Here is a 25584-nt window from a genome sequence, read left to right on the forward strand (position 1 = left end):
CAAATTAATCCCTAATTTTTTAAATCGAAAACATACATCAATTCAATGACTAATTATTTTTGGCGTGCTTAGCCTTTGAATAAAGAGGTATGTAATCAAAAGTCTGTGGCCCACGTTCGGATCCACATTCATCGTAAGTATTATCAGCACACAGAAAAAATTCTTCTGCCCCATATTCTGCAGCGCGGGACATTGCCTCGTCAATAGAGTTGAAATGCCATAGTTCTTTTCCTTTATGAATAAATTCATCAGAATTTTTAGCAATAATTTCCACAATATATTCATGAAGTTCAATTGGTGAGTAAATCAGAGCAATGGCTTTAGAACCACTCTTGGCCTGATTAATAAAATCTTCGCGTGTTTGATGTACCATGATTCTATTCCTCATAATAGGGTATTAGCTAAATTATAGCTGCAATTTTGCTGATGCATTGACAATCACCTAATGGTAATGTCCTTCTGTTTTACCTCTAAAAAGAAAATAGGCATATAAGGTATATGCAAGCAATATGGGTAACATGATAGCCACACCGACCAATATAAATATAAGAGTCGAAGATGGGGCTGCAGCCTCCCAAATGGTAATCTGACGTGGAATCAAATAAGGATAAACACTAATAGCTATACCGATATAAGAACACAAAAAAATGATAATGCTGTAAATAAAAGGCTTGCGTTCGTCATAAGAATTTAAAGATAAGTTTCTCCAAGCTAGAAAAATGGCACATGCGGTAATTAAAGGAAGTGGACTTAACCATAAAAAATTGGGAAATTGATACCAGCGATTGAAGACTTCAGTGCTGTGCAATGGGGTCCAGATGCTAACAAATACTAAAAAGAAACTCACAGCAATCAGTAAGCCTCGGGCATAGTGGACCATTTTACTCTGAAGTTTGCCCCTGCTTTTGATAATCATCCATGTCGCGCCAAGAAGCCCATAACCACATATTAGAGCAACACCGGTAAATAAGCTAAAAGGAGTTAACCATGTGGACTGAATAATTGCCATAGTCTGAGGATTCATTGAAAACCCTTGAACAAAACATCCCAAGATGACTCCTTGAAAAAATGCAGCGGCAATCGAACCAATCGTGAATAACCAATTCCATATAGGTTTGGATTTATCCGCTTTAAATCGAAATTCAAAGCTAACTCCACGAAAAATCAAAGCGATTAACATGAACATGATAGGGATATAAAGAACGGGCAAAAGAGCCCCATAAACCAGCGGAAATCCGCCATAAAGTATGGCGCCACCAAAAACAAGCCAGGTTTCATTCCCATCCCATACTGGAGCAATTGAATTCATCATCTTATCCCTTTCGCCTTCGCTACTGGTAAAAGGAAATAAAATTCCTATCCCTAAGTCAAAACCATCTAAGATGACATACATGACAACAATAAAGGCAAGTAATACAGCAAATATAAGTGGAAGCATTATTTTTTCTCCACATTTAAATCAGTCATGTATTGAAATGCATGATCTTCGACTCGTTCTTCCTCAATGACTTCAGGACCTAAACGAATGAGTTTCAATAAATAATACAGATAAAACCCAAAGACAACTCCGTAAGCAAGAACAAGCAGAACAAAAGAGATAATCACATCTTCGACACTGATTGCAGAGACGGCATCATGGGTTTTTAATAACCCATAAACTACCCATGGCTGTCTTCCAATTTCAGCTGTGAGCCATCCGGAAATACTGGCTATAAAACCGAGCGGTGTCAGTACAAAACACCAATAGTGGAACCATTTTGCCACATAAACTTTGTTCTTGTAACGCAGAAACATTCCAACAACAGCTGTTGCGAACATCAGAAGTCCAATGCCGACCATAATTCTAAATGAGAAAAATACTGGTGCAACTCTGGGTTGTTGGTCAGGTGGCACAGAGTCTAAACCAACCATTTTTCCATCCCAATCATGCGTATTGATAAGACTTGCAAGTTTTGGAATTTCAATAGCATAGTTATTTTGTTGTTGTGCCTGAGAAGGCCAAGCAAACAATACTAAAGGAGCCCCGTTTTGAGTATGCCAAAGCCCCTCCATGGCCGCTGTTTTAAGCGGTTGATATTCTTTAACCTTGAGGCCCACAACATCACCAACACCAATTTGAACAGGAACAAGAATCAAAGCGGCCCAAAGTGCAAAAGACATCGTTTTCTTTGCTGTCTCCACTGATTTTTTGCGAAGCAAATAATAAGAGGCTACACCCATGATGACAAAGGAAGTTGTCACATAAGAGGCGAGAATCATATGGATAAAACGCGAAATAAATGATGGGTTCATCACCACTGCCCACCAGCTAGCGACTACGTACTTCCCATCAATTAACTCATACCCGCTAGGGGTTTGCATCCACGAATTTGCTGACATAATCCAAAATGCAGATATGGTTGTACCAATGGCAACAAGAAAGGTTGCAATAAAATGCAGTAGCGGTGGTACTCTTTTCCAACCAAAGAGCATGACTCCCAAAAAACCTGCTTCAAGAAAAAAGGCGGTTAGAGTTTCATAGGCGAATAATGCACCCAAGACATTGCCGAACTGGGTTATAAACGGACCAAAATTTGTTCCGATTTGATAGGCCAGGACAATGCCTGAAACAACCCCCATTCCAAAAGTAAGTGCAAAAATCTTGGTCCAAAATTTGCAAATTTCAAGATAAACTGTATTTTTGGTTTTAAGCCAAAAGAATTCCATGATGACCAAAAATAAAGCCAACCCCAAATTCAATGTTGGAAATAAAATATGAAATCCGATGCTAAAACCAAATTGGGCACGTGATAGAATTTCAACAAGCATTTGATCACTCCACTCATTACTGTCAGAGTTTTGTAATGCAGCAGCTAAAATTAAATCAAGAAGAGTAACTAAGTGATGACATATTCAATCTGCATCTAACAATGCAGCCTAACTGCATTACTGCTCCAATAGTATATTATCGTACAAGTATAATAAATTATCAAATGCATGCTTTTTATTACGCGATATTATTGATTCTCTGGATAAAACGCTGATATTTTTTAAGCATCATTTGGATAAAAAAGATTTAATAGCAACATTGACTTCGCTAGTAAGCGATAGCAAGCTGGCTCAAACTTTTTTAGGGAAAATAATTTTCAGTTTCAGGTAATTGATAAATTATCGCCAGAGCTCTCAAAATTGCGCCTTGAAAATGAGTCTTTAAAACTTCAGGTAGATCAATTTCTTGGGAAAAAGGAACAACTGATAAGGAGAACCGAAAAGAAATTAATTTCTTTTCCAAAGACCCCTAAACGTTTAAACTTTTAATGGCTTTATGGCTTAATTATTAAAGCAAGTTACTTTCACTAACCACGCGTACAGTTTTGCTTAATCCAGAAAATATTTCATTAAATTTAGTGACACCATGTAGCGTAATTAAGGTAATTGCTGGAAAAGCTAATGAAAACACCCTCACCTCATCTTTAAAACCAAAGCAGATAAATAAAGGGATTAGCGGTAAAAAAGCAGCCCAGAAGTAATTACGATATCTTTGTGGCGACTCATTCCAGGAGTGTTTAAAAAAAATAAATAAAGGTAGAGCAATGAATGGATTTTGCAGACTTGGAGTATGCACTCCTTTAGCGACTACATTATAAAATTTAAAGAAATTGGCTGGTTTCGTCCAGAACGACATATTTTCACGAAAGTGATATTCAACGAAATTTCCAATATTAGCCTCATAACCACTCATGATATAAAAACGGCTGGCAAAACAAATAAGCAACTGCAATGCCAAATCGATGATCCGTGTCTTTAAAGTAACCTGTTCTGGATGAAGAAAAAACAGGGCAAGTGGTACCAAAAAAAATGTTTCTTTATTAAATGAAAAAACCGCAATACACACCGTACACATAATTCTCTGTTGCTTCAGTACGAAATAACAGGCACAAAATATACCGAGCAATTCTATAAAATCATAATAATAACCATAATTTTGAAAGGTCAAAGGATACAATAAGCTGAAGCTAATCATACAAACTAAAGCTTCACCAAAATTCAAATGATGCATGCGTCCTAAGAGATAAACAATAAAAAGAATCCCTATGGTCGCGAAAACAATAATCAAATACATGAGATTGTAAGTGATCGCAATCACTGGGGTCCAAGAACCCATAGACAGTGTTGAAAAATAATGTGATCGGAGAGAATCTTTTCTGTTAATTGATTGAAATAACTTTTGTTGAGTATCCAAACTCAATTGCTCAGTAAACCATTTTATCCCTTTCGGTAAAAGAGAGCGATAGACAAAAGGTTTATGAGCATCTCCATTCATCATCCTTATAAGACTATTTCTGGTATCATTTTCTTTAAATCCAACTTTTAATAAGAAGCTATTGGTAATGTTTCCGCTACATATTAGTATCAATAGAACCAGAATTGAAAATCTACAGAATCTTAGATAAAAATAGTCATTGAGCAAAATATTTCTTCTCCATAAGTGAGTAATAACGGGTAATAAGGCTTATCAGAAAACTAAAGTACCCTCTTTAAAAATATGTTCATACCCAAAGGGAAATCATCAAGCATCCCGACCATTTCGGAGCCATACTTTAAATGAAAATTCCTGGCTTGAAAATCAAAAGTATCAGCCCCTATAAGATTTAACCCGCCAACCCTAGGAATAAAAGTAATATTGTGGGATAATTATTGTCCAATTTAACCAATATTCGTCTGATTGTATGAAAATAAAAGCAATTCTTTTAATGATCTCTATTTTTTTCCCTGTCGTTTTATTCGCTGGTACATCGACTTGTCCATTATCAAACGGAATCAATGTACATACCAAAACGCGAACTTTAGCTATTTGTAAAAACGGCACTGTAATTAAGACCTTTAAAGTCGCTCTCGGCTATAAAGGCGTCGGTAAAAAGAAAGCGGGTGATAATAAAACTCCCATTGGTTTATATGGGTTAGCCCATCCAAGAAAATCCAATCAATTTAAAGTCTTTATTCCAATTCTCTATCCGACTGCAAAGCAATCAGCTGCAGGATATACAGGTAGAGATGTAGGAATCCATGGGCCCACTCAGTCTTCTGGATGGTTAAGTTGGTTAAACAACTTACCTTACTCAACGCGTGGATGCATTGCTGTTGGTAAAAATACCCATATCGAGTATGTGGCTAATTGGGTAAAAGCCAATCCTGGGGCTAAGGTTTTAATTATCTAAGCCGAGATGAAATTTTATATCGTACAGTTCTGATTATTTATTTTTGATGCTAAGGTCAGTCAGAGTAACAAGGAAGTAAACCTAGAGCACATCTTAAAATATAAATAGAAGAGTACTGAGGGAACAATTTACGCCTATACCCTAGCGATAAACTTTTTCATTGAAAAAAAGAAGCAGATTAATTTATAGTTGGCCCAACATATTTTTTGGTCCCGACTCTATGCTTACCGTAAAACAATTAAAAGAACTGCTCACTGTCTATCAAAATCAAGAGGCAATTTTTTCTCCTGGCCTGGATGCGAAAACACTCAAGATTATGCAGCAAGAGTCTGCATTTACCTTTTCCTTTTTTACTCAATTAATCCAGGGGCGGGATGAGGATTCTTCTCTTGATAAAGACGCCAAAATCATCAGGAACTATTTTAAAACGCGTTGGGGATTGCTGAAAAAATCGAATCTAGCCTATACTCGCCATCCTTTTTTACCTGCTAACCAGTTCTGTCTTAAAATAGCAGAAGCCATCGCGGGTCCTAAAGAGGCAATATGTCGGATTTTAATGCCTGGTCTTGTTGGTTTCAATCGAGAAAGTGCTGATCTCAAACTTGAAACAGAACAAGAGGGACATTTTGAACTTGAAAATTATATTACCAATCAAGCTTATACCAAACTGATACCTATAGCAGAAATATTCCAAACGGCAAAAGTGAATAGCGATCTCGTGATTGCTGATTTCCAACCTCCAGCAAACCAAGTGGTCTATCAATTGGGCGGTAGAGATATGCTCAATCTAGAACAGGTTGCTGGCAAGGCCAGTGAAATATTTATTCAAGTATTAAAGAAACAACACCGTCAAAAATATGATAATAATTCAATCGGTTTTGCGCTACATCAATTAGCTTTGGAGCTCAGAAAAGCGTCAGTTGCTGATTCAGGCAGTGAGGAATGGGCGGATAACGAGGTTCTCGCCGGAGCAATTAAAACTTTTTATGAACTTTGGCGCCTGCTCTCCCAAGATCTCAGTTTACCCGAAAATACAGATTTAGATCACAAAACGCCAATTAGACAACTCAACCTTAAAAGTTTCGGCCGTGCCCATCTGACTCTTGAGAGTTACTTATTGGCTTTATTTGTTCGCCATAAGGATTGTGTGCTCACTGATGAAGAGTTTATTCGACAACAGCAAGAAGACATTTTTCCTTGCGCTCATCAAATCTCCAATTGCCTCTTTGAATTCCTTAATCAATATCCAGATCTCTATAAAGTTCCCATCAATGCTCAACCGAAAGAGGTCTTACCGTCCCTGAATCCATTGTTAGATGAGGTATTAGAAGCCTTAACACATCGTCCCCAAATGTTAGATGGTGATGATCAGGGATTGCTTGATCAATTGATTGAATTAATCCGAAAAAGTTCAGAATATCATGATATAGAAGCAGCCACTTTTATAGAACCGTTTATTCAGAGTTTTCAGGATTTCATCCTTTTGGCAGATCATCCCAAACTTTTTAAGGAAGTGGCAGCCTGTGTTCAGCCTCGTTTTGCTGACCTCAACACAGTTGCGACAATTCATAGGCTTATCCATCTGTTCACAAAAGAACAGCAACAACTCATTGTTGATGCGCAATTTAAAGCACTTATCCAAGAATATAATACTAAGGATAAATATCAAAGATTAATCGTCAAACTAGAAGAGCCAGCAAAAAGTAGTTTGAGAAAAAAATATGCAGAACAGCTGGCAGCGTCTATTACTTCCTGCCAGGACTTTTTGCAGTTAGGAGAAACTGTAAGTGCTGACTTACTTGATGAAGTGTTTGCATCCCTAGAAGATAAATATCCGGTACTGCTCAACAGTTATGATAATACATGCCAGATTCTGCAAGCACTTTTTCACTACGGCAACCAACAAAAGAAGGTTCTAGCATTTGTTAAGCCGAATTTATATCAGTGGTTAAATCCCGATAATTACACTTCATTTCATGAATTTTTACTGAGCTATGACACAGCAGTAGTACATCGTATCATGGCCGATGAGCTGAGCAGTCGCATTACCTCCTTTAAAGAATGGACTACACACTATGTCGCCTGGAGCAATCATGATGCGATTCAATCTGCTCTATTAGAACAATTTTTTTTGCAGTTTAAGGATGAAATTAAAGATGGCGATGCACTAATTTCTCTATTACAAAAAACGGGAAACAATTCTAAATTAAAAGTACTCCAGAGGTTTCTCTCTCTTATTCACTCAAAAGATCTATTCAAACAATGCTTGGCTTTGATGCCCAGTAACACACACGAACGCCTTTTATCAAAAGTTCCTTTTGATTCTTTTGTTTCTACAATTTCGGAACTGCAAGAAATTGCTGATTTGTTCGAATCTGACAAACTGCGTCAAATTATTTTTGCCCAATTCAATCCAGAAAAACTAGATTGCACAAAAGAAGAGTTTGCCTCATTAACTCAACTCAAATTCGAACTCAAAATGTTAGAAGAGTTCTCTCAAGGCTTTGATCCCCAAAAAGCAGTGACTCATTTAAAACATTACGTTGCGAGTATGTCCGGTTATGGTTATTCAATGTTTAGGGCACACCCAAATAAAAAAGTGGGAATGGCTACGCACTTAATCAACCAATTACAAAATGATAGTTTAAGTAATTTAGAAAAATTGATTGCATTACGAGAGGCTCAGCAAAAAATTGCAGATGAATATAATCGGTGGGGAACAGCTTCTAATAGTCAATTATATTCGATCATTAGTGATAGCTTGAATAAAGTGGTCGAAAGCGAAGAGAATTCTTCGGATCCTGGGCAATCGTTGGGTAGATTCCATCTATTGTGGCAGTAAAATAGTTAAAATAGTTCGATGTCGAGAGATTTATCGTTAATCATTATTTACTCATAGTATGATTATTTGTCAGAAATAGCCGCTTCTAAAATGTTAAATGTGATTTATGATATTTTCCATTAAGAAACGAGAGATGATTACCCTAATCCAATCCAATAAAATCGGATGGTTCATTCTTAATAAAGCGTTTGATTAATTGTTGCCAAAAAGGACGATATAAAATATTAAATAAAGGGTGGGAATCATCGACAGGAAAACAAGGACCATGATTTGCTTCCAATAGCCAAAGTTTATTCCCCTCTGCTTCAGCCATGAAATCAAAACCGAAGCAAGCAATTCGCGGCTGGCTATCTTGCCAAATCGGATTAAATTGATTTTTCAATGCCTTTATTAATAGTTGGCAAATAGAAATAATAGTCATCTTATAAGGTTGAAAAATGGCGATTTCATCGCTTAGGCGTTGCACTACATTAAGTCGTTCCTCACTAAGATGCTCATTGGTAAGATGACCCTCCAGTTGATTGAAGTTATCTTCTTGATACGGTTTTAAGGCAATATTCACATAGCCACTCGGAAAAAGTGCTGAGCCTGCATGTGTCGATAAGACCAACAATACTCGAATAGAAAATTTATGCCCCAAAGTGGGTCCTTGAATAAGTTGCGGCTTAACAATATAACGTTGCAAAACTTGGGCCCCTCCCATTCGCTTATGGGAAAGAAAATGTGTCTCAATGGCATTAAGATCATGAAAAATATGAATATGTTGTCCGTTATTTAACATGGACGGTTTTAATATCCAAGGCGTGTTGGCAGACCATGAGTTACTGATATTAGCCAAAACAGAAGGCCAAGTCTCATCATCGATGAAAAAGGTCTCTGGCATCAAATATTCGAGATGGTTTGCTTGAAGAAATGCCGCAAGCAGATGCTTATACTCTAAGGTTTGACTAATCAGCGGTGAAAAATGGAGCCACTTCTCATTCACTGACGCAAGCGCAGAAAACTTACTTGGCGTCCATCCTTCGGCCTTCAAGAAGCGAGCTAAATTAGCATGCGTTGGTGTTTTATCTTCTACTAAATGAAATTTTCTCATAACCTTTCATATTAATTGTTTTAATTCTGCTTTTCATAAAACAAGTATAGCCTTCATGAAACGAACCATACCCGCGTGAAGGATTCACACCTCACCATTTACATCAATCCATCCCTTTGATGACTGGTCAAATAGCCTATATAATCCTTGTTACAAAACTCAAAATCAATGGCTAAACGAGACTCAACCATTGCTATGGCTAAGGATACCCATGTTTCGATCCTCTTTAATAATTGCACTAATGACTTTTAGCATCATCACCCATGCAACCCTCCCTGCAGATCCAATTCAACATTGTTTAGATGTGAGAAGACTTGTGGATTTTACCTCAAGACAAAAAATGGCTGCCAAAGAACCCGGTGTGTTGCGGTTTAAATTTCACAAAATTTCAGCTTCAGAACTGCCGTTAGAGAACTCTGTGGGCAATATGGATGAAGTGATTCAAGCGTTAAATAATCAGATTGAAAACTGCACTAAATACCATGGTGAATTTCAAACAGTGACTATTGCTGGCCATCAGTTTAAGCGACAAGAATGGTGCCTCACTGCCAACAAAAAAATGCTAAGTCTCGCAAAAGCTGCCCAAGGCAATTTTCAAAAATATTTAGCGAGCATCAAAAATGAATTTGACTGGTATAAAAGCGATGGTTGGCCTGAAAATCATGCAGGATTTAAAAAAGGTGAATTTCAATTTACTGCCTATTATGCGCCAGCCGCTGTTGAGGCTCGCACCAAACGGGGTGGAGGATTTTTATTTCCTATCTACAGTAACCCGGGTGTTGTCAATGCAGCTTCAGAATGCAAGAAATTTAATTTGAAAGCTCCTCTTTGCGGAGTTGACCCGCTTACCAAAATACCGCGTGGATTTTGTCTGAAAAATGCCGATGGCACATATTCTATAGCGCCAGACCGCGAAGAAATTGATCATGGGGCTTTAAACCCAAAATATATAATTGGTTATGTTAAAGACCCAAATGACCCTTCTTTTTTAATGCTTCAAGGCTCTGGTTCATTAATTCTCGATGGCAAAGTATTTCGAATTAATTACGATGGCGCCAATGGCAGGCCGCGCACCATGCTGGGCCGCATAGTCCAATGTGCACAAGACCCAACCTGTGGTGGTAACCTGGATGCAATGGAACGTTGCGCTAAAGATCCTAAATGTCATGATGAAGCAAAGTTACGCTGTAACCTATCTAAGGAGATTAAACTAAGCGGCGCATCAGAAAAGCGAATTCGCCAATATCTCGATAACCCTCTAAACCGCGATAAAGCTGCTGACTTGCGAAATCGCGATCAAAGCTTTGTATTTTTTACTAAAGAAGCTGGAGGCCCATATGGTTCTGAAAATATTTCGCTCACACCACATGCTTCATGCGCAACAGATCACCGCGTAATTCCTGTTGGAATGAGTTTTATCTATAGCTGCAAAAAATCTACTTCATGGTGTGTAGCCCAAGACACAGGCGGCGCCATTGTGGGTGCTCATGTTGATGTTTATAAGGGTGAGGGCAATCAAGCCGGTGTGGAAGCCAATGCGCTCAATCACTCAGGCTCATTATTTGTGGCACTGCCAAAAAAATGAATAGAACCTCAAGCAGCCTAAATCTCATACTCTATAGCTTTCAGGGAGCACAAGGAGAGCGGCATTAAAACACGAGCCCACGCGGCCAAGCCGCTGGGCGTAGGCAAAATTGTGATCCAAGCGAGCTGCTCACAACCAAACCACTTCCTGTAACAGGTTACCCATTACACATTGATCAATTGAATAACCAATGATAATATTGATCGAATTATGCATATAAAGATCTTTATTTGGTTAACCCCACCCTCAGAACAGAGCCTGTTTGCATTCGCTCCATTTGAACAAAAAAGCAGAAATGCAAACAGGTTCTAAACATCTTAGCGAATATTTAGTATAGGAAAATTTGTTAATGCAGCCAAATCTCTCCAACAAACGAACCGAACAATTAATCTCAGACATAAGACAATTAATAGTCGCTGGTACCACTTACCTTAATTTGACCTCATGCCTTGAGCAAAAAAATGCAACAGAGGTGGTGGCTATATTAAGCCTCCTCAAAAACGCGGGAATCGTACATCTTGATCTCGGTGCAAATCAGCTTGGAGAAAAAACAGCAGCAGAACTGGTGAGCATATTCAGCGTCCTCAAAAACTCTGGAATATCCTATCTTGAACTTGCTGCAAATCAGCTTGGGGAAAAAACAACAGCGGAGCTGGTGACTATATTAAGCGTCTTCAAAAATTCTGGAATCTCCCATCTTAGCATAGGCGCAAATGGCCTTAGAGAAAAAACAGCAACAGAACTTGTTGACATATTAAATACCCTCAGAAACTCCGGGATCATTCATCTCGATTTGAGTGGGCATAGCCTAGAGCACAAGACAGAGACAGAGCTTATAGAGATATTGAGCACCCTCAAAGATTCTGGAATCTCTCGTCTTGATTTGAGATTGAATAATCTTGCGCAAAAGACAGAGAAAGAACTGATAGGCATATTGAGTGCCTCAAAAACTCTGGGGTCACCTATCTTGATTTAGGTAAAGAATGACCTTGGACAAAAGCCAGCAGCAGAACTGGTAGCTATATTGAGCACCCTCAAAGATTCCGGGATTTCCCATCTTGATTTGCGTGGAAATAATCTTGGACAAAAGACAGGAGCAGAGTTAGCTGCCCTATTGAATATCCTCAAAAAACTCGGGAATCTCTCATCTTGATTTGAGTGACAATGGCCTTGAGCAAAAGACAACAGCAGAACTGATAGCCCTATTGAGTACGCTCAAAGATTCTGGAGTCTCTCATCTTCATTTGGGTAATCTTGGGCAAAAAACAGGAGCGGAGTTAGCGGCCATATTGAATGTACTCAAAAACTCGGGAATCTCTCATCTTGATTTGGGTAGCAATAATCTTGGGCAAAAAACAGTTGCAGAACTGATAGCTATATTCAGCGCCCTCAAAGAATCAGGGATCACTCATCTTGATTTGAGCTGGAATTTCCTTGGGGAAAAGACAGCCATAGAATTAGTAGCCATATTTAGCGCCCTCAAAGATTCTGGAATCACTCATCTTGATTTGAACTTTAATGTTCTTTTTCATAAAAAGACAGCTGAAGAACTGGCGCTTATTGTTCAAGCAATACCCCAAACTATTGCAACCGTGTCTTTAACCATTGAAGAATTAAAGAAAATGAGCCCAAAACATCGTCAAGCCATTCAAACTCGCTTCCCAAAAGCAGAACAAATTATTTTAGTTGATGAAGATCACAGACAATTAAATCCCTCTTTAAGCAGAGCGGATGCTAATCTTTATGCTCGTCTTGGATTTAAGGCCAGTACTCCATCCTTATTTAATAGCGCCTCTTTCTTTGTCGCCATTAATAAAGATAAGTTTGGCTCTAAAATTGACAGCACACTCCCTCATGAGGCCATAGAAGGTGTGAATCGTTTTAGAGGTTGAGCAGGCGCAAGCTAGACGCCCCCAACATTAGGTAAAAGAACAGGCACAATATCGTCCTGTTTGTCTTACTGACAAAACACCTTGGAAAAGGATGAATCATCTAATTAACCTCTAAATTGTACACGGTGTTTGACAGACTATAAACAGACTTATCCACAGAAAATGTGAATAACTTGGAGGGTATTATTCGGATTTAAAAATAGAATAAAGCAGAGTCTGCAAGGGCATTTTATAAACTGTTGATTACTGATTCACTATTGATTGGAATAAATATCCACAGAATTGGATAATTTTGAAAAGGAATTAGGCGTTGCTATCTTATACAAATAAAAAATAAAAAAACAGTCTTGACTCAAACTATTTTTCGTCTTTATTTGATTTTGATAACTCGATGAACCGTATGCTTAAATAATTTATTAATTCAGAGAATAAAATTGTATTGGGTTGCTTCACTTGGTTGGCTATGACGAACTAATAATCATTAGACCCTGTAAAAGGGACTGCAGAACAAATCGTTAGCAACTCTTCAGGGTGTTTCGCAAGATATGTGGGCTGATGCTTTAATAAGGTTTTCTCTGAATTGTAACCCCAGGTTACAGCGATTGATTGAATATTATTTCTCTTTGCTGCCTCAATATCTCGGGTTTCATCTCCAATATAAAATACTTTGCTTTTATCAATTTTGTATTTTTTGAGCGTTTTTTTTAGTAAATGACGTTTAGAAAAACAATTCGATTCATCATGGATAAAATTAAAAAAGTGGTGAATTTGATTCATGTCCAGCCATAGAAGAACATTTTCAACTGAATTAGAAGTCAAGATACCGAGTGAGTATCCCGACTTATAAAAAGTCTCTAAGATTGTAGGAATATTAGTAATCGGCTTCATATTCACCATTTGTTCGTGTAAAAGATACCTAATCTGTCGTATTAAGGAAGGTATTTTATAAAAAGAAATCCCTAAAAAATTGATTAATTCTCTTGATGAAAGATCACGAAGGGATTCAATTTCATGCTCTTTAATCTTTCTGAAGTTGAATTGTTCAGCCAATAAGTTGGTTTTTTCAATGACGCAGTCAAAACTATCCACTAGCGTACCATCAAAATCAAAAAGTAAATGCATGAGTCAATGTCCTGATGTGGCGCGATAATTTGTAATTTATACAAGATAATAATAGATCTAATCATACCTATTAAGCAAACTTAGGAGTTAAGACTTTTACCTTCCCATGCAACAAAAAACCAACATAGATGAGAACCTTTCCCTACGTTGGTTTGAAAATTGCTATACTCAAATGAAAAGACTTGAAGATAATCTCAAACAAGTCATCACTGGCTCATTTGCGGTGGTGCTGCAATTCCTATAAACACGACCATCCCATCCCCTCCTGGATTAAAGTAATTATCACTAAAAGGAAGTGGTTTCCAGTTATTTGCAGCCCAAACATTTCCTGCTTGATCTGAAATGGCGTGAGTGAGACGCATTAAAGGATTAAAACTGGGTGGTCCACCAACACCATTAAGTGGAGTACCATCGGCGAGCAATACTTGGCTCCCAGCACTGGGTAAGGTATACCCGGTTGAAGGGGATATTGCATCACCTGTAGTTAATCCTGTCGGACACTTGGCTGTGTTAATGCCACAAAGTTTGGAAATTGAAAATTGAGGGGGGAAGCCGATGCCCTCAAAATTAGCCACCCAGATATTATCGTCACCATCCACAGTTACCCCCAAGGTCCGGACACACCACCTTGGCCGTTATATGCAACAAAGGTTCCATTGGGGGCAATTTTATAGATTGTGGAATCATTTACAGAGGCCACCCAAGCATTACCTTGCGAATCTAAAGAAACCTCCCTTGTTGAGCTACCGGCTGGTAATTGTACGTCTAAAGTTTTGATGAGTTGGGATCCGGAAATCACATATTTATTAATTACCGAACCTGGGTTGCCAGCAGAAGTTTTGCTGTTACTCACCCATGCAGAGCCATCTTGAGCAATAGCTATGTCAAAAGGTCCACTGTTTGCAGGTTCTTGATAATAAATGGCAGAATTAGGATCGCCATTTAAATAAACAACAATCCTGTCATTACCATAGCTGGCCATCCAAATATTGTTATTTTTATCTGAAACAGTACCTTGAACTCTATATAAAGCCGATATATAGCCTAGAGGACCTGAAATTGGAATGCCCGTTGAAGAAAACTGAGACACGCTCCCCTCGCCTCCTGGAGGCAAACAGGTATCACAACTCCCCCATCCAAAATTGCCTGTCCATATCGATCCACGCGTATCAATGGTAATTCCAAAAGCATTCCCTAATAGACCACCACCAAATAGAGGCGATGTGGGGGTATTATTTATTCCGTCCGCAGGTTGGCCGTTTGGCTTTAAAACAATCAGCCAGTTGGATGAGTTGGGAGTGCCTTGAATCACATTATTCGTAATCCAAGCGTAGCCGTTTTTATCAAAAACTGTTTTGGCAGGCCCACCAAAAGGAGCAGACAAACTGCCTGAATTATTAAATTTTACCGCTAAAGTCCACGCATCAGGTTTTGTTTTTAAAGAAGGTTGATAAGTAGCAAATTGATTCGATTGGACATAGATACCTAGTACATTATTCGCGGGATTATGCGCTATATTTAACAATGCATCTAAGGTATTTGTAGGGGCAAAACCATTGACTGTAGTTAATCCAAAAAGAACAGTACATGCACCTGGCAAATTTTGAACACACGATGCAGTTATATTAGATAAATTATTGAGGGAACGCATTGTATTCGTTTGATCTGCATTGGGTGATGCAGTAATCACTTGCGATAGAGTGCCTTGAATCGGTGAAACTAAATTATCATTCATGCCTGAGGCAATTTTTAATCCTAATGAGCTACCACTAATTTGCCCATTATTAAAAAATTGTGCCATTGAAAAAGCCGCGCCTACAGTCGTCAATTCGTTAATTGTAATCGCTGGAAGAAGATTTTTACCTATTATAGTCACCAGCTTGGTGTTATTTCCCTGGCGTGCAACTGCATAAAATGAAGATGTTTGGGGTATTTGTTCAGGTGGAATATAAATAAAAAATTGTCCTGCTCCATTGGTTGTCGCATTAGCAATCGGTATTGCAGACGTTGAACTGGCGCTGTAAATAGTAACATTTGCATTCGCAAGTGGAATTGCAGAAACATTCCCTGATTGCACCACCCCTTTGATTGTAGGTTCGAAGGCCCTAACATTTAAGGGTTCATTCGTCCCTGCGCATGCGGGAACATTAGGACTACAAACAAAAAGATGATTATGAGGATTAGGATCATGTGGATTAACAGCACCTGAAACTCTAAGCTCTAATGTGCAGCTCCCACCAGGTAATAAGGTAAAATTTGCACCACATAAATCAGGATAAGCTGTATCGTTGAGTACTTGGCTTACATTAGTTGGTAAATATTTAACAAATCCCCCAGGTAGCGTACGACGCGTGGCATTGGTTACGGTATAGAATGCGCTTGCAGTATTTCCTAAAACAAGTTGAGTAGGTAACACCGTACCAGCTTTGGGTACAACATTGTAGGCAACCCCATAGCTCATCGTGCTTAAGGAGGTGGCACCAATAAACAGAAATAAAGAGGACATCCTTTTATTCTTTTTCATTTTTCCTATTTCCTAAATTAAATAGCTTATTTGTACCATGGCTTCCTGCATATAAAGATGGGGTAGTGTCAAAGTACTTGTGAAAGGTATTACGTCAAGCATTCCTTCATCCAAATTCGCCTCACCTAAGCCCACATAACGATAGCCCACCCCTAAGCGCCAGTTTTTACATAGGTCCATATCGATGCCAAGACCAAGACTATAAGCAAAATTCGTTGTTTTATGATCCTCAAATTCTGGGGTAAAAGTTAGAAATGGGGGCACGCTGGTTTGATAATTTGAAGCCTGATTGAACGCAGCTCCAAGACCTAAAGATGCATAGGGATGAAAAATCGTTTTAACAGAGTGCAATAACTTGCCTTCAAAAAAAAGTTGGCTGCTTTTTATTTTATAATTGTAGGTAAACTCATCCGCTGATTGCTCATCTATGCCTTGTAATAAAATACCGCTACTAGAAAAATTATTAGGCCTATAATAACTAATACCAAGCTGCAAAGCCCACAGCGAATTAATTGGAACTTCAGTTCCAATAGCGCCTCCCCATAACGTCCGATTTGAATGGTCATGTCTGGGCGTATATTGATATGTTGTGAAATCACCATCCATATTTAAAGTTTGTGAATGTCCTGTCTTGGCAACTGCTACACCGCCCGAGAGCGTAAAAAATGGATGAAACCAATTTAAGTTTCCTTGATTCGATGGGTGAGTTATTTTAGCTTGGTCAGCATAGCTTGCATGAGCGGTCATAATCACTGAACTATAAATTATAAAAAAAGAACGTATGGCAAATGGTGAGAAACAATCCGTTTTTGTTCGTTGAAACATAAAATAATCTTCCTTTTCTCCCTAAAGTAACAAGGGAATTAAAATCCTTTCAGGCTAAGTGAATAAATAATCACTTTAATTTGCCCGACAAGATAGCTGATTTCGGTCTTTTTCTCAATGACAGAAAACCTAAATCCAGATATTCTAGATCGCGCCCTGCTTTGTCGATCAAAAAAGATTGGTTTTACAAAAAGGGAGTTGTTGTTTCTCTACAATTCATATTTTTAAAAGGAATTAACGTGACTCTTAAATCAATTTTATTCTCAGCTGCTCTTATCCTTTCATCTCAAGCGCATGCAGATAATTTATTTAAATTGACTCAAAAACCTTTGACGATTAATCAATGCCCGATCACTGCTACAGGAAATGCATTCGATCTTGCCTTGCTCAACCCTGGCTATTTTGTTGTATCAAGTGGCAAGAAAAACAGTGAACTCCTGTTTACACGTTTTGGCAGACTCTATTTAGACGCTGATGATTACCTTCGCACAGAATGGGGTGACTACCTGCTTGGAATAACAAAAAAATCTGCCCCCAAGCATTTAAATAAAATCAAAATCCCCACAAAAAATTTAGCGCCTAAAGCGACCAGCAAAATAAAAATGGGGGCTAATCTTCCTGCGATGGCAATCGAGGGTGATAGCTATGTAGCGAGTTCAATTCTTTTCGATTCTCTATCTAATACCGATGAATTAACGGTTAAATTAACAAAAACTGGGGTTGGCATGTGGAAGGCCGAAGTTTTTGTTGCCAAAGTCATGCTGGATGAAGGCACCTTAAGGTTTAATGCCAACGGTGCGTTAACAAAACAAGAGGGATTGCACCATGTTCAATGGCCAACAGACTCTGGTATTCAACAATTCAACATTGATTTTAAAGAGAGTACCCAATATGCAATCCCATTTTCTTTATTTTTTATGCATCAAGATGGCTATGGCGTGGGATTATTCACCACGGCTATGGTTACAATAAATGGCGAAATTGATTTGCTATACAGCAATGGACAATCTAAATTATTGAAGAACCAGATAGCCGTCGCATTGTTTACCAATCCAAGCTATCTAGAAAATGTGATAAGCCATTTATACAGGCCCACTGAAAAGTCAGGTCTACCAAGACTTTATTGGAAAAATAGTGAACACGCTGTACTCAGTGGCTATCTTGAAGAAGAACCTTGTATTGCTCATTAGATTTTTATTTGCTTTCTGACATTTACTTGTGATTTGTGAACGATTCGATGCAACAAGATTGTCAGAAAGCACTTTCTACGAGCTATCCCCCTCTGTAAAAGAGGCTAGAAAATAAGGAACATAAACTCCTCATAAAGGTAAAAATATGGATCCAGTGACGCATGCGGTTTTAGGGGCAGCCTGCTCTCAAGCAATTTTGTACAGGAAAGACAAACACAATGCCTGGCTTGTCGGTGGCTTAGCAGCCATGGCACCTGATTTGGATATATTCATTCGAGAATCAGGCAATCCAATGCTGTTTTTCCTCTATCACCGCCACTTCACCCATTCCCTAAGTTTTATCCCCATAGGTGCTTTAATCATTACCTTAGCTTTGCTAATTTTTAAACGCTTTCGCACTCATTGGAAATTTACTTTTTTGGCCGCTTTGATCGGTTACTCCACTCATGGCCTGTTAGACGCCTGTACGACTTATGGAACGGTTTTATTTTGGCCATTTTCTGATACCAGAGTGAGTTGGGATATTGTTTCTATTGTTGATCCCTTTATCACCATCCCCCTGGGTTTAGGATTAATCGCGGCTCTGGTCTTTAATCAAAGAAGGCCTGTCCTTATTGCTTTAGCGCTAATTAGTTTATTTATGCTATTCAATATAGAGCAACACTATCGAGCAATGACAGCAGTTCGTGAAAAACTTGCCCAATTAGGAGTAAGTACAGACAAGGCACGTGTGTTTCCCATGTTACTCAGTTCCACACAGTGGAGAGGAATTGCACTAAATAAAAAGCGTTTGTACCTCATTAATGTTTCAACCCCACTTTTAAAGGAATCAAGAAGCCAACTGGTGGCAAGTTATCCTGCTTTTTCATATCAAAAATTACCTGAATATGTAAAAAACTCATCTTCATTAATGAGGGATTTTATTATTTTTAACTGGTTTACCGACAACTATCTCGTCACCGTTAATAATAACCCGTTATTATTAGCTGATGGACGTTTTTTAGTAGACAACAATGCAACGATAGCCCTATGGAGTATGCTGTTTTTAGCGAATCAACCACACGTGGAGGAGTTTCATTTTTTGCGCATTGCCAATTACAAACAGAATTCTTGATGATGATCATGAACCTTTTAAAATTGATAAACGGCTAATCAAAAGAATTTGTTTAAAACATATGATCAGATATAATTTCAAAAAATGTTCTGGAATATCCAAGAACCTGTCCTTTAACTAAGAACGATTACCACTTATTAACTCCGTAACCTTATGTTTCATATTGCCCTTTACCAACCTGAAATCCCTCCAAATACAGGAAACATCATTCGACTATGTGCCAACACTGGGGCAACATTGCATTTGATACATCCTCTTGGATTTTCATTACAAGAAAAAGCACTGAGACGAGCTGGCTTGGATTATCATGAATGGGCCTCTATTGCCCAATATGAAAATTGGGAACACTTTATTCAACAACACCATCAAAAGACGATCTACACCTTGAGCGCTCGAGCTACACAATGTTACTCAACGGTTCAATATACCGCCGATGACCTGTTTTTATTCGGTCCAGAATCCAGAGGATTGCCTCAAGAAATTTTACTGAAATACACGTCGCTCTCTATCCCTATGCGTGAGAACAATCGAAGTTTAAATCTCTCGAACGCTGTTGCGGTTATTTTATATGAAGCTTGGAGGCAAGTGGGTTTTCACAAATAACAGAAGATTCATTATATACTCTGTTCATTTCAAGCAGTCCTGAAGCCGTTTCGAAAGCGAGTACCGTTTAAATACAGTTACCCGCACCCGTAACTTATTTCACATTTTCATACTTGGGGAAGAAGGATAATTTTTTATCAGATTTTCCTCTCTGGTGTTGAGTTCTTGCTCTTTACAATCCACGCATTTACCACAACAACAACGGATGGTTCGAGAGGCAACTAACGGAGTTGTTCCTCCTGCCCCCATGCCTAAACAATAAGCGAAGTACCAAGGTATCGGCGTGAAACAGGAAACGAGAATCCCACCAATTAAACCGAAAGTACAACCGCATCCGATGGCTAGTCGTTCTTCCTTAGTGATGCATGACTTTTTAAGTGGAACATCCCAGGTTTTTCTTATGTCATTTTTTTGAGCTTTGACAACGTTTTTAAGTTCCGCAATTGCGTTTTCTTCCTGGCGACGCTTTTGGCGAGCAATTTCAGCTTCTTTGTGTTGTAGGTAACCTATAAATTGGGCATGTATTTGTAAGTAGGTTCCTTTATATTCTTTATCGCATATTTTAACGAAGATTTGCTTTGGATAATTTGAAACCAGCTTTTTGAAAGTTGAATTAGTCATAGCGAGATGATTGAGCGACTTAACATCAAGAAAAAAAAATATCAGGTACATTACGTCATTAGGAACCTGAGAAAAGTTTCCTGTATTTGTAGCAATTTTCTGTACTTCTTTTTTTTTAAACACAACTCCTCCAGTAAACGATTAAAAAATGGAATGTCGTACTCCATTTCCGCTGATATTATCCAATACTATCGAATATTCAAGAAGTTATTTCATATCGCTCCTATATCACTTTATTCTTTAATGAAGGCTGGGTTTATTATTCCTGAAAAAAAAACGATTGAACGCATATTCTATAAATTGAAATTAAATTCATTTTCATTGACAATAAAACCAAGGATCGGTATATTCATTATATGGATATTTAATGGATTCAAATTCAAATGAGCCGATTTTCAAACCTATTCTTACTAGTAATATGTATTTTGTTATCTTCCTGCAAAACAAAAGATAACGAGAATAGCCTGCATTTTGCCACATCAGCAGAGTATCCACCTTTTGAATATAGCGACCACGGGGAAATAAAGGGATTTGATATTGATTTGGCAAAACTAATTGCTAAAGAGCTCGGGAAAAAAGCTGTTTTTGACAACATGCAATTCAGTACTGTGCTTCCTGCAATTAGTTCTGGGCAAGATGATATTGCCATAGCTACAATCACGATTACTGATGCGAGAAAAGTCAATTTTGATTTCTCTGCGCCCTATTACTTTGAAGGAATGGCCTCGGTATATCATTCCAGTCACCCCATCACCACACCCAGCCAACTTACAGGAAAAAAAGTAGCAGTACAGCTTGGTAGTACGATGGAGATATGGCTACGGGATAATTACCCTCAGGTGGAACTCACCACATTTGATAATAATAACCAAGCGATTGAAGCATTACTTGCAAATCATGTTGATGTCGTTTTACTGGATGGTGCCCAAGGGAAAATCTATAGCAAAAAACATTCGGAACTCTCTTCTTCGCTAATTGCTAAAGCAGATTATGGATACGCATTAGCACTGAAAAAAGGTTCTCCATTGACGTCAAAGATTAATAAAGCCCTGCAAAAACTGCAAGCCAGTGGAGCAATTCAAAAACTAGAAAAAATCTGGTTCAAGGATTCATTATGAACATTAATTCAAAATCGACAGACACCATGTTCTGATTTATTTAGGAGGCTCAACATGTCCCTTTACACTCCAGTTAAAAACACGCTTGTTGAAGAAACTCATTCTCAACCGATTAGCGAAGTAACCACCAACACCTTCGTGATCAATTTACAACAAGCAATATTTGATCTTGAGGCCGGCACCTATCAAGACAAAAGATCTAACCCAGGACCATCAGAGGTAAAGAAGACATCCTCTCCCCCAAAAATCAAGCACTTTCTTACCGGAACCGAATTAAGTACCGAAGAATTAAAGCATGTCTTGGAGAAAGCAAAGGCCTTGAAGCAAACTCCCTCGTTCTACAGTCAAGCTCTGGCTCATAAAAGCCTTGCCATGATTTTTGAAAAACCTTCTTTTCGAACTCGCCTTAGTTTTGCACTGGCAATTCAAAGTATGGGAGGGATAGCCATTGAAAGTGTAAGCAATACGAGAAAGCAGGAAACCCCAGCGGATATGGCTAGAGTTCTAAATGGTTATGCAAATTTTGTTATGGTAAGAACTCACGCAGATGAAATATTACAAGAAATGGCCACTTATGCAAAAGTTCCTGTAATCAATGGCCTTTCCGCCTTACATCATCCATGTCAGATTTTAGCTGATTTATTAAGTCTATGGGAGCAATTTGGCTCTTTGGAAGGACTGACTGTTGCGTATATTGGTGATGGAAATAATATTTTGCATAGTTTGATGCTGCTGGCACCGCAATTAGGAATAACAATTAATTACTGTTGCCCTGCATCCCATCAACCTAATGCTTCAATTGTCGAACAGGCGCAGGACATGAAGCCAGATAAGATTTATCATTTTTCCAAACCTGAGGATGCGGTTAAGAATGCCCATGCAGTATACACTGACGTTTGGACTAGTATGGGTTTTGAAGATCAGGAAAATCTTGAAGCCTTCCAGGGTTTCCAGGTCAATGAATCCTTAATGTCCTATGCAAAACCAGAAGCCGTATTTATGCATTGTATGCCCATGGAACGAGGAAAAGAAGTATCCGAAACCTTGCCTGACAGTCCAGCTTCGATCATCTTCACTCAAAGTGAAAACAGAATGCATGTTCAGAAAGCGTTACTTTTATTTTTAAATCGATAAAAAATAGTTCTGGATCAGTTATGGCTAAAAACCTGCTGCAGGTGCAGCCTTTGATCCACCTGTTAACGAATTCAATCTGGTCTATCTCTTTTTGTGTTTCTAAAAAAAGAAAGACATTCATACCAACCATGATTCATTCAGCACAGTCCTTCGTTGTAAATCCTTACAGCATTTTATATAGTAATACAGAATTATCAGTGATAGGCTTAGTACTACATTTGCTCGTTTGCTTATCATGTCACCATTGAGTTTGTGCTGAAAAGCCAGATAAGCTCAAAACCAACTCACCTCAAATTGCCTTTTATTTGAAAATAGTTAAAACCAAAGCCATAAATTAATATTCGTTCAATATCCGGAGAATTTAAATGCCTGGCCCTTACAATACCCAAATCATAGTGAATGTGTTGCGCTCCTTGACACAACTTGTATCCCAACACCCAGAATTGTTAAAAACTTCTGGAGTTTTTCGAGTTGCAGGAGCAAAGGAAGAAACAGAAAAGTTACTTGAGCAACTGATTAGCGAACAATTTGATGGAGCTATTCTAAGTAACTATGTGATGAAAGAGAATAAAGTCAATAGTGAGCATCTACATAATAGTTTAGGAATGATACCCGCTGTTCTTAAAAACCGTCTCTTATTAGATTCTAAAGATAATCTCCTGATCAATTTCTCAAAAAATTTAAAGTTATTACTGGGTGTTCAACAGAAAAAAAATATTACAAAAGCAGCAAATCAATTACTTGATGAGTTCATTTGTGACCTTTTACAGTCAAAACGAATCGATCATCAGCGTGCAGGAGAAATTATTTATCATTACTGCTATTTAATGCATCAGGCTGGCACATTCCAGGAGACTAATCGTATGACGTACCATAATCTCGCCATTATTATGGCTCCCCGATTGACTCAAGATTTAGATCTCTTTCCAGCAACAGATCTTTTGGGCTTGAGCGGTTTTTTAAGTCAATTGACTCCCGTATTAGAAAATTACATCAGCGATGACAGCTGGAATAAAGATTTTAAAGAGCGTCATGCTGATAAACTGGAGCATTTAGCAACTACAAGCCATGCAATACGGGAAAAACTGGAACATATGAGAGAGTCCTCTAAAACAGTGGTACTTGTTTCTATGAAAAACTTGGTGACCCAAGCAACGAACATTAAAAACCAAATCAATTCGATTGAAAAACAGTTACAACATGATTCCCTTAAAAGAAAAGAGAAGAAAGCTTTACATAAAGAACTGGAACAGTTAAAAGAAGAGCAGACCGAACTCAACTTGAAAGTTTCTGAATTAGCCCACCAAATTCCTTCCTTAAATCGTGGCTATCAACAAATACAAGAAGAAATTGATCTCATGTCTCTTTCTGAAAATGGGGAAAAGGCAGAGAAAGATCCGTATGGGAAGCAAGAACGTAGTTCCAGTCTAGTCCAATTTGGCATTTTTGAATCAAAAGACACCTCTACTACCCCTACTTCTTTATTTCAAGAGCCTGAAGCGATACAAGCATTTAAAGTTCAAGGGAAAGTTGAAGACGATCAGCAAACTCATAATTTAAGAGGTCCCCATTAGACTCTTCGTCATCTTCTCAAGTGTTGCTTTGGGCATCGCTTGAGAGCGCTTTCTTTCGGCTGAATGCCTCTTTAAGGTGTGCAGTTAGTAATTGCTATCTCCACTGCTTTTTTGTCAAATTTTCGAGCATTTATCACCGTATACTCTCACGTAGTTATTTATTTTGATGAATAATTTAGATGCCTTTTTATTACTTAATAAATTCTTAATAAATTCTTAATAAATTTGCTTTACTATGAGTTTGCCTTCGCAGGAGGTATGTGAAGAATATTGAATTATTTATATTTTTATTTATTCTTCATAGTTGCCAAATTGGCATCTTCAAATATTATTTAACCAAAAGGAAAATCGTATATGCGTAAATTATTGGTGTCATGTTTGTTTGCTCTATTGACAATGTCGTATGCAACTCTTGCTAACAGTTATGGTGTTCATGAAGATCATCCTTATGATTTTGTCGTTACCAAAGATGTTTATAAGTTCTCAGAAGTTTATCAAATTAAATCTCCCCAAAGAGAAACCTATCCTGGGTCAATCAAAAAGAGCGCATTTCGTATCCGTACAAACTATGATTTATCCAATAAAGATGGATGGCAAGCCACCGGTATTACGCGAATCATTTCTTTAGGTTCTCTATACCCTTGGGCTAAAGAAATTGATATTTATGATACTCGTGGTGTACAAATTGGTTTTATTGATGGGAATTTAGCAACGCTTGAATCTGCAAAATTCACCATATATGACTATGATGAGTCTGGAAAAGCTACTGAAATTGGTTATGCTTATGCAAATCCCAGCTTTGACCGATTCGTCATTTTAGCATCAACGAGCAATCCTCATCCTATTGCCGAACTCAATCGCAATTTTGGTGATAAAACCTGGAGTGTTTCAGTTCATTATCCTGAAAAAATAGATGATCGCATTGTTCGTATTTTTGCCGGTTTTGTAATTGATTACGAAGATAAATTTTTAGCAGGTCCAGATGAATCAGATGATGACGAGTTCATTAATCAAGAAAGATCAGAAAACTAAGGTTGCAGTCACTATCTGAGCGAGCCGGAAAACGCTCCTCAGACCTATTGGGGCTTAGTTTAAAAATCGATAAGGATGTCGATTTTTTCATAAGAATTTTGGCAACAAATTAATTAA

22 protein-coding genes are annotated in these 25584 nt (G+C 38.1%); 12 read left to right on the plus strand and 10 right to left on the minus strand.

Annotated features, from left to right (window positions below; translation table 11 throughout):
• Positions 1-49: 49 nt before the first annotated feature.
• From EL022_RS13725 to EL022_RS13740, 4 genes are all read right to left on the minus strand, one after another.
• A complete protein-coding gene (locus tag EL022_RS13725; protein ID WP_028380033.1) occupies positions 50-373 on the minus strand; it encodes a hypothetical protein in 324 nt (107 codons plus the stop codon).
• 69 nt (positions 374-442) lie between these two features.
• On the minus strand, positions 443-1438 hold the full coding sequence (gene cydB, locus EL022_RS13730; protein WP_028380032.1) for a cytochrome d ubiquinol oxidase subunit II: 996 nt from the start codon (positions 1436-1438) through the stop codon (positions 443-445).
• Positions 1438-2808, minus strand: coding sequence for a cytochrome ubiquinol oxidase subunit I (locus tag EL022_RS13735; RefSeq protein ID WP_028380031.1), 1371 nt, complete (start codon positions 2806-2808; stop codon positions 1438-1440). Before EL022_RS13735 ends, cydB begins: the two co-directional genes overlap by 1 nt.
• Positions 2809-3316: 508 nt before the next feature.
• On the minus strand, positions 3317-4306 hold the full coding sequence (locus EL022_RS13740) for a hypothetical protein (RefSeq protein ID WP_126325220.1): 990 nt from the start codon (positions 4304-4306) through the stop codon (positions 3317-3319).
• 403 nt (positions 4307-4709) lie between these two features.
• Between EL022_RS13740 and EL022_RS13745 the strand changes: the two genes are divergently transcribed.
• The gene (locus tag EL022_RS13745; RefSeq protein WP_028380030.1) at positions 4710-5198 is read left to right on the plus strand and encodes a L,D-transpeptidase family protein; all 489 of its coding nucleotides are present in this window, start codon (positions 4710-4712) and stop codon (positions 5196-5198) included.
• Positions 5199-5418: 220 nt separating this feature from the next.
• Positions 5419-8040, plus strand: coding sequence for a hypothetical protein (locus EL022_RS13750; protein ID WP_028380029.1), 2622 nt, complete (start codon positions 5419-5421; stop codon positions 8038-8040).
• Between the two features lie 142 nt (positions 8041-8182).
• Here the strand turns inward: EL022_RS13750 and EL022_RS13755 are convergent, their stop codons facing one another.
• Positions 8183-9133: an ATP-grasp domain-containing protein gene (locus tag EL022_RS13755; RefSeq protein WP_028380028.1), complete on the minus strand. Its 951-nt coding sequence runs from the start codon at positions 9131-9133 to the stop codon at positions 8183-8185.
• A 211-nt stretch (positions 9134-9344) separates the two neighbouring features.
• Here EL022_RS13755 and EL022_RS13760 point away from each other — a divergent pair, with 211 nt between their 5' ends.
• The 3 genes from EL022_RS13760 (at position 9345) to EL022_RS13770 (ending at position 12610) form a co-directional block, all read left to right on the plus strand.
• Complete coding sequence (locus EL022_RS13760) at positions 9345-10718, plus strand: MltA domain-containing protein (protein ID WP_028380027.1); 1374 nt, start codon at positions 9345-9347, stop codon at positions 10716-10718.
• Between the two features lie 349 nt (positions 10719-11067).
• Positions 11068-11694: a leucine-rich repeat domain-containing protein gene (locus tag EL022_RS13765; protein ID WP_126325222.1), complete on the plus strand. Its 627-nt coding sequence runs from the start codon at positions 11068-11070 to the stop codon at positions 11692-11694.
• Between the two features lie 178 nt (positions 11695-11872).
• Entirely contained in the window at positions 11873-12610 is a 738-nt protein-coding gene (locus tag EL022_RS13770; protein WP_126325223.1) for a leucine-rich repeat domain-containing protein, read from the plus strand.
• Between the two features lie 471 nt (positions 12611-13081).
• Here EL022_RS13770 and EL022_RS13775 read toward each other — a convergent pair whose 3' ends face one another.
• From EL022_RS13775 to EL022_RS13785, 4 genes are all read right to left on the minus strand, one after another.
• On the minus strand, positions 13082-13732 hold the full coding sequence (locus EL022_RS13775) for an HAD-IA family hydrolase (protein ID WP_028380025.1): 651 nt from the start codon (positions 13730-13732) through the stop codon (positions 13082-13084).
• A gap of 206 nt (positions 13733-13938) precedes the next feature.
• The gene (locus EL022_RS16485; protein ID WP_241972187.1) at positions 13939-14331 is read right to left on the minus strand and encodes a hypothetical protein; all 393 of its coding nucleotides are present in this window, start codon (positions 14329-14331) and stop codon (positions 13939-13941) included.
• 2 nt (positions 14332-14333) lie between these two features.
• Complete coding sequence (locus EL022_RS13780; RefSeq protein WP_241972188.1) at positions 14334-16256, minus strand: NHL repeat-containing protein; 1923 nt, start codon at positions 16254-16256, stop codon at positions 14334-14336.
• 12 nt (positions 16257-16268) lie between these two features.
• The gene (locus EL022_RS13785; RefSeq protein WP_028380023.1) at positions 16269-17081 is read right to left on the minus strand and encodes an outer membrane protein; all 813 of its coding nucleotides are present in this window, start codon (positions 17079-17081) and stop codon (positions 16269-16271) included.
• 239 nt (positions 17082-17320) lie between these two features.
• Here EL022_RS13785 and EL022_RS13790 point away from each other — a divergent pair, with 239 nt between their 5' ends.
• The 3 genes from EL022_RS13790 to EL022_RS13800 all read left to right on the plus strand — a co-directional run bounded on the left by EL022_RS13790 (position 17321) and on the right by EL022_RS13800 (position 19988).
• Positions 17321-18271: a flagellar hook-basal body complex protein gene (locus tag EL022_RS13790; protein ID WP_028380022.1), complete on the plus strand. Its 951-nt coding sequence runs from the start codon at positions 17321-17323 to the stop codon at positions 18269-18271.
• Between the two features lie 145 nt (positions 18272-18416).
• On the plus strand, positions 18417-19385 hold the full coding sequence (locus EL022_RS13795) for a metal-dependent hydrolase (protein ID WP_028380021.1): 969 nt from the start codon (positions 18417-18419) through the stop codon (positions 19383-19385).
• Between the two features lie 153 nt (positions 19386-19538).
• The gene (locus EL022_RS13800; protein ID WP_028380020.1) at positions 19539-19988 is read left to right on the plus strand and encodes a tRNA (cytidine(34)-2'-O)-methyltransferase; all 450 of its coding nucleotides are present in this window, start codon (positions 19539-19541) and stop codon (positions 19986-19988) included.
• Positions 19989-20087: 99 nt separating this feature from the next.
• On the opposite strand, the gene EL022_RS13805 is transcribed toward EL022_RS13800, so the two are convergent.
• A complete protein-coding gene (locus tag EL022_RS13805) occupies positions 20088-20732 on the minus strand; it encodes an F-box protein (protein WP_028380019.1) in 645 nt (214 codons plus the stop codon).
• A gap of 260 nt (positions 20733-20992) precedes the next feature.
• Here EL022_RS13805 and EL022_RS13810 point away from each other — a divergent pair, with 260 nt between their 5' ends.
• The 4 genes from EL022_RS13810 to EL022_RS13825 all read left to right on the plus strand — a co-directional run bounded on the left by EL022_RS13810 (position 20993) and on the right by EL022_RS13825 (position 25467).
• Positions 20993-21727, plus strand: a complete 735-nt coding sequence (locus EL022_RS13810; protein WP_028380018.1) for a substrate-binding periplasmic protein — start codon at positions 20993-20995, stop codon at positions 21725-21727.
• A gap of 54 nt (positions 21728-21781) precedes the next feature.
• Positions 21782-22861, plus strand: a complete 1080-nt coding sequence (argF, locus tag EL022_RS13815) for an ornithine carbamoyltransferase (protein ID WP_028380017.1) — start codon at positions 21782-21784, stop codon at positions 22859-22861.
• Between the two features lie 365 nt (positions 22862-23226).
• Complete coding sequence (locus EL022_RS13820; protein ID WP_051544397.1) at positions 23227-24435, plus strand: RhoGAP domain-containing protein; 1209 nt, start codon at positions 23227-23229, stop codon at positions 24433-24435.
• A gap of 354 nt (positions 24436-24789) precedes the next feature.
• Entirely contained in the window at positions 24790-25467 is a 678-nt protein-coding gene (locus EL022_RS13825) for a hypothetical protein (RefSeq protein ID WP_028380016.1), read from the plus strand.
• Positions 25468-25584: the final 117 nt, after the last annotated feature.

Origin of the sequence: Legionella cherrii (assembly GCF_900635815.1) — a bacterium.
GTDB lineage: Bacteria > Pseudomonadota > Gammaproteobacteria > Legionellales > Legionellaceae > Legionella > Legionella cherrii.

What these genes read in the sequence shown, in the direction of transcription:
- EL022_RS13745 (WP_028380030.1), top strand. Translation starts at nt 4,710, where the DNA reads ATGAAAATAAAAGCAATTCTTTTAATGATCTCTATTTTTTTCCCTGTC.
- EL022_RS13735 (WP_028380031.1), bottom strand. Translation starts at nt 2,808, where the DNA reads ATGCTTGTTGAAATTCTATCACGTGCCCAATTTGGTTTTAGCATCGGA.
- EL022_RS13755 (WP_028380028.1), bottom strand. Translation starts at nt 9,133, where the DNA reads ATGAGAAAATTTCATTTAGTAGAAGATAAAACACCAACGCATGCTAAT.
- EL022_RS13780 (WP_241972188.1), bottom strand. Translation starts at nt 16,256, where the DNA reads ATGAAAAAGAATAAAAGGATGTCCTCTTTATTTCTGTTTATTGGTGCC.
- EL022_RS13725 (WP_028380033.1), bottom strand. Translation starts at nt 373, where the DNA reads ATGGTACATCAAACACGCGAAGATTTTATTAATCAGGCCAAGAGTGGT.
- EL022_RS13810 (WP_028380018.1), top strand. Translation starts at nt 20,993, where the DNA reads ATGAGCCGATTTTCAAACCTATTCTTACTAGTAATATGTATTTTGTTA.
- EL022_RS13795 (WP_028380021.1), top strand. Translation starts at nt 18,417, where the DNA reads ATGGATCCAGTGACGCATGCGGTTTTAGGGGCAGCCTGCTCTCAAGCA.
- EL022_RS13760 (WP_028380027.1), top strand. Translation starts at nt 9,345, where the DNA reads ATGTTTCGATCCTCTTTAATAATTGCACTAATGACTTTTAGCATCATC.
- EL022_RS13765 (WP_126325222.1), top strand. Translation starts at nt 11,068, where the DNA reads ATGCAGCCAAATCTCTCCAACAAACGAACCGAACAATTAATCTCAGAC.
- EL022_RS13800 (WP_028380020.1), top strand. Translation starts at nt 19,539, where the DNA reads ATGTTTCATATTGCCCTTTACCAACCTGAAATCCCTCCAAATACAGGA.
- EL022_RS13820 (WP_051544397.1), top strand. Translation starts at nt 23,227, where the DNA reads ATGCCTGGCCCTTACAATACCCAAATCATAGTGAATGTGTTGCGCTCC.
- EL022_RS13785 (WP_028380023.1), bottom strand. Translation starts at nt 17,081, where the DNA reads ATGTTTCAACGAACAAAAACGGATTGTTTCTCACCATTTGCCATACGT.
- EL022_RS13740 (WP_126325220.1), bottom strand. Translation starts at nt 4,306, where the DNA reads ATGATGAATGGAGATGCTCATAAACCTTTTGTCTATCGCTCTCTTTTA.
- EL022_RS13775 (WP_028380025.1), bottom strand. Translation starts at nt 13,732, where the DNA reads ATGCATTTACTTTTTGATTTTGATGGTACGCTAGTGGATAGTTTTGAC.
- EL022_RS13825 (WP_028380016.1), top strand. Translation starts at nt 24,790, where the DNA reads ATGCGTAAATTATTGGTGTCATGTTTGTTTGCTCTATTGACAATGTCG.
- cydB (WP_028380032.1), bottom strand. Translation starts at nt 1,438, where the DNA reads ATGCTTCCACTTATATTTGCTGTATTACTTGCCTTTATTGTTGTCATG.
- EL022_RS13750 (WP_028380029.1), top strand. Translation starts at nt 5,419, where the DNA reads ATGCTTACCGTAAAACAATTAAAAGAACTGCTCACTGTCTATCAAAAT.
- argF (WP_028380017.1), top strand. Translation starts at nt 21,782, where the DNA reads ATGTCCCTTTACACTCCAGTTAAAAACACGCTTGTTGAAGAAACTCAT.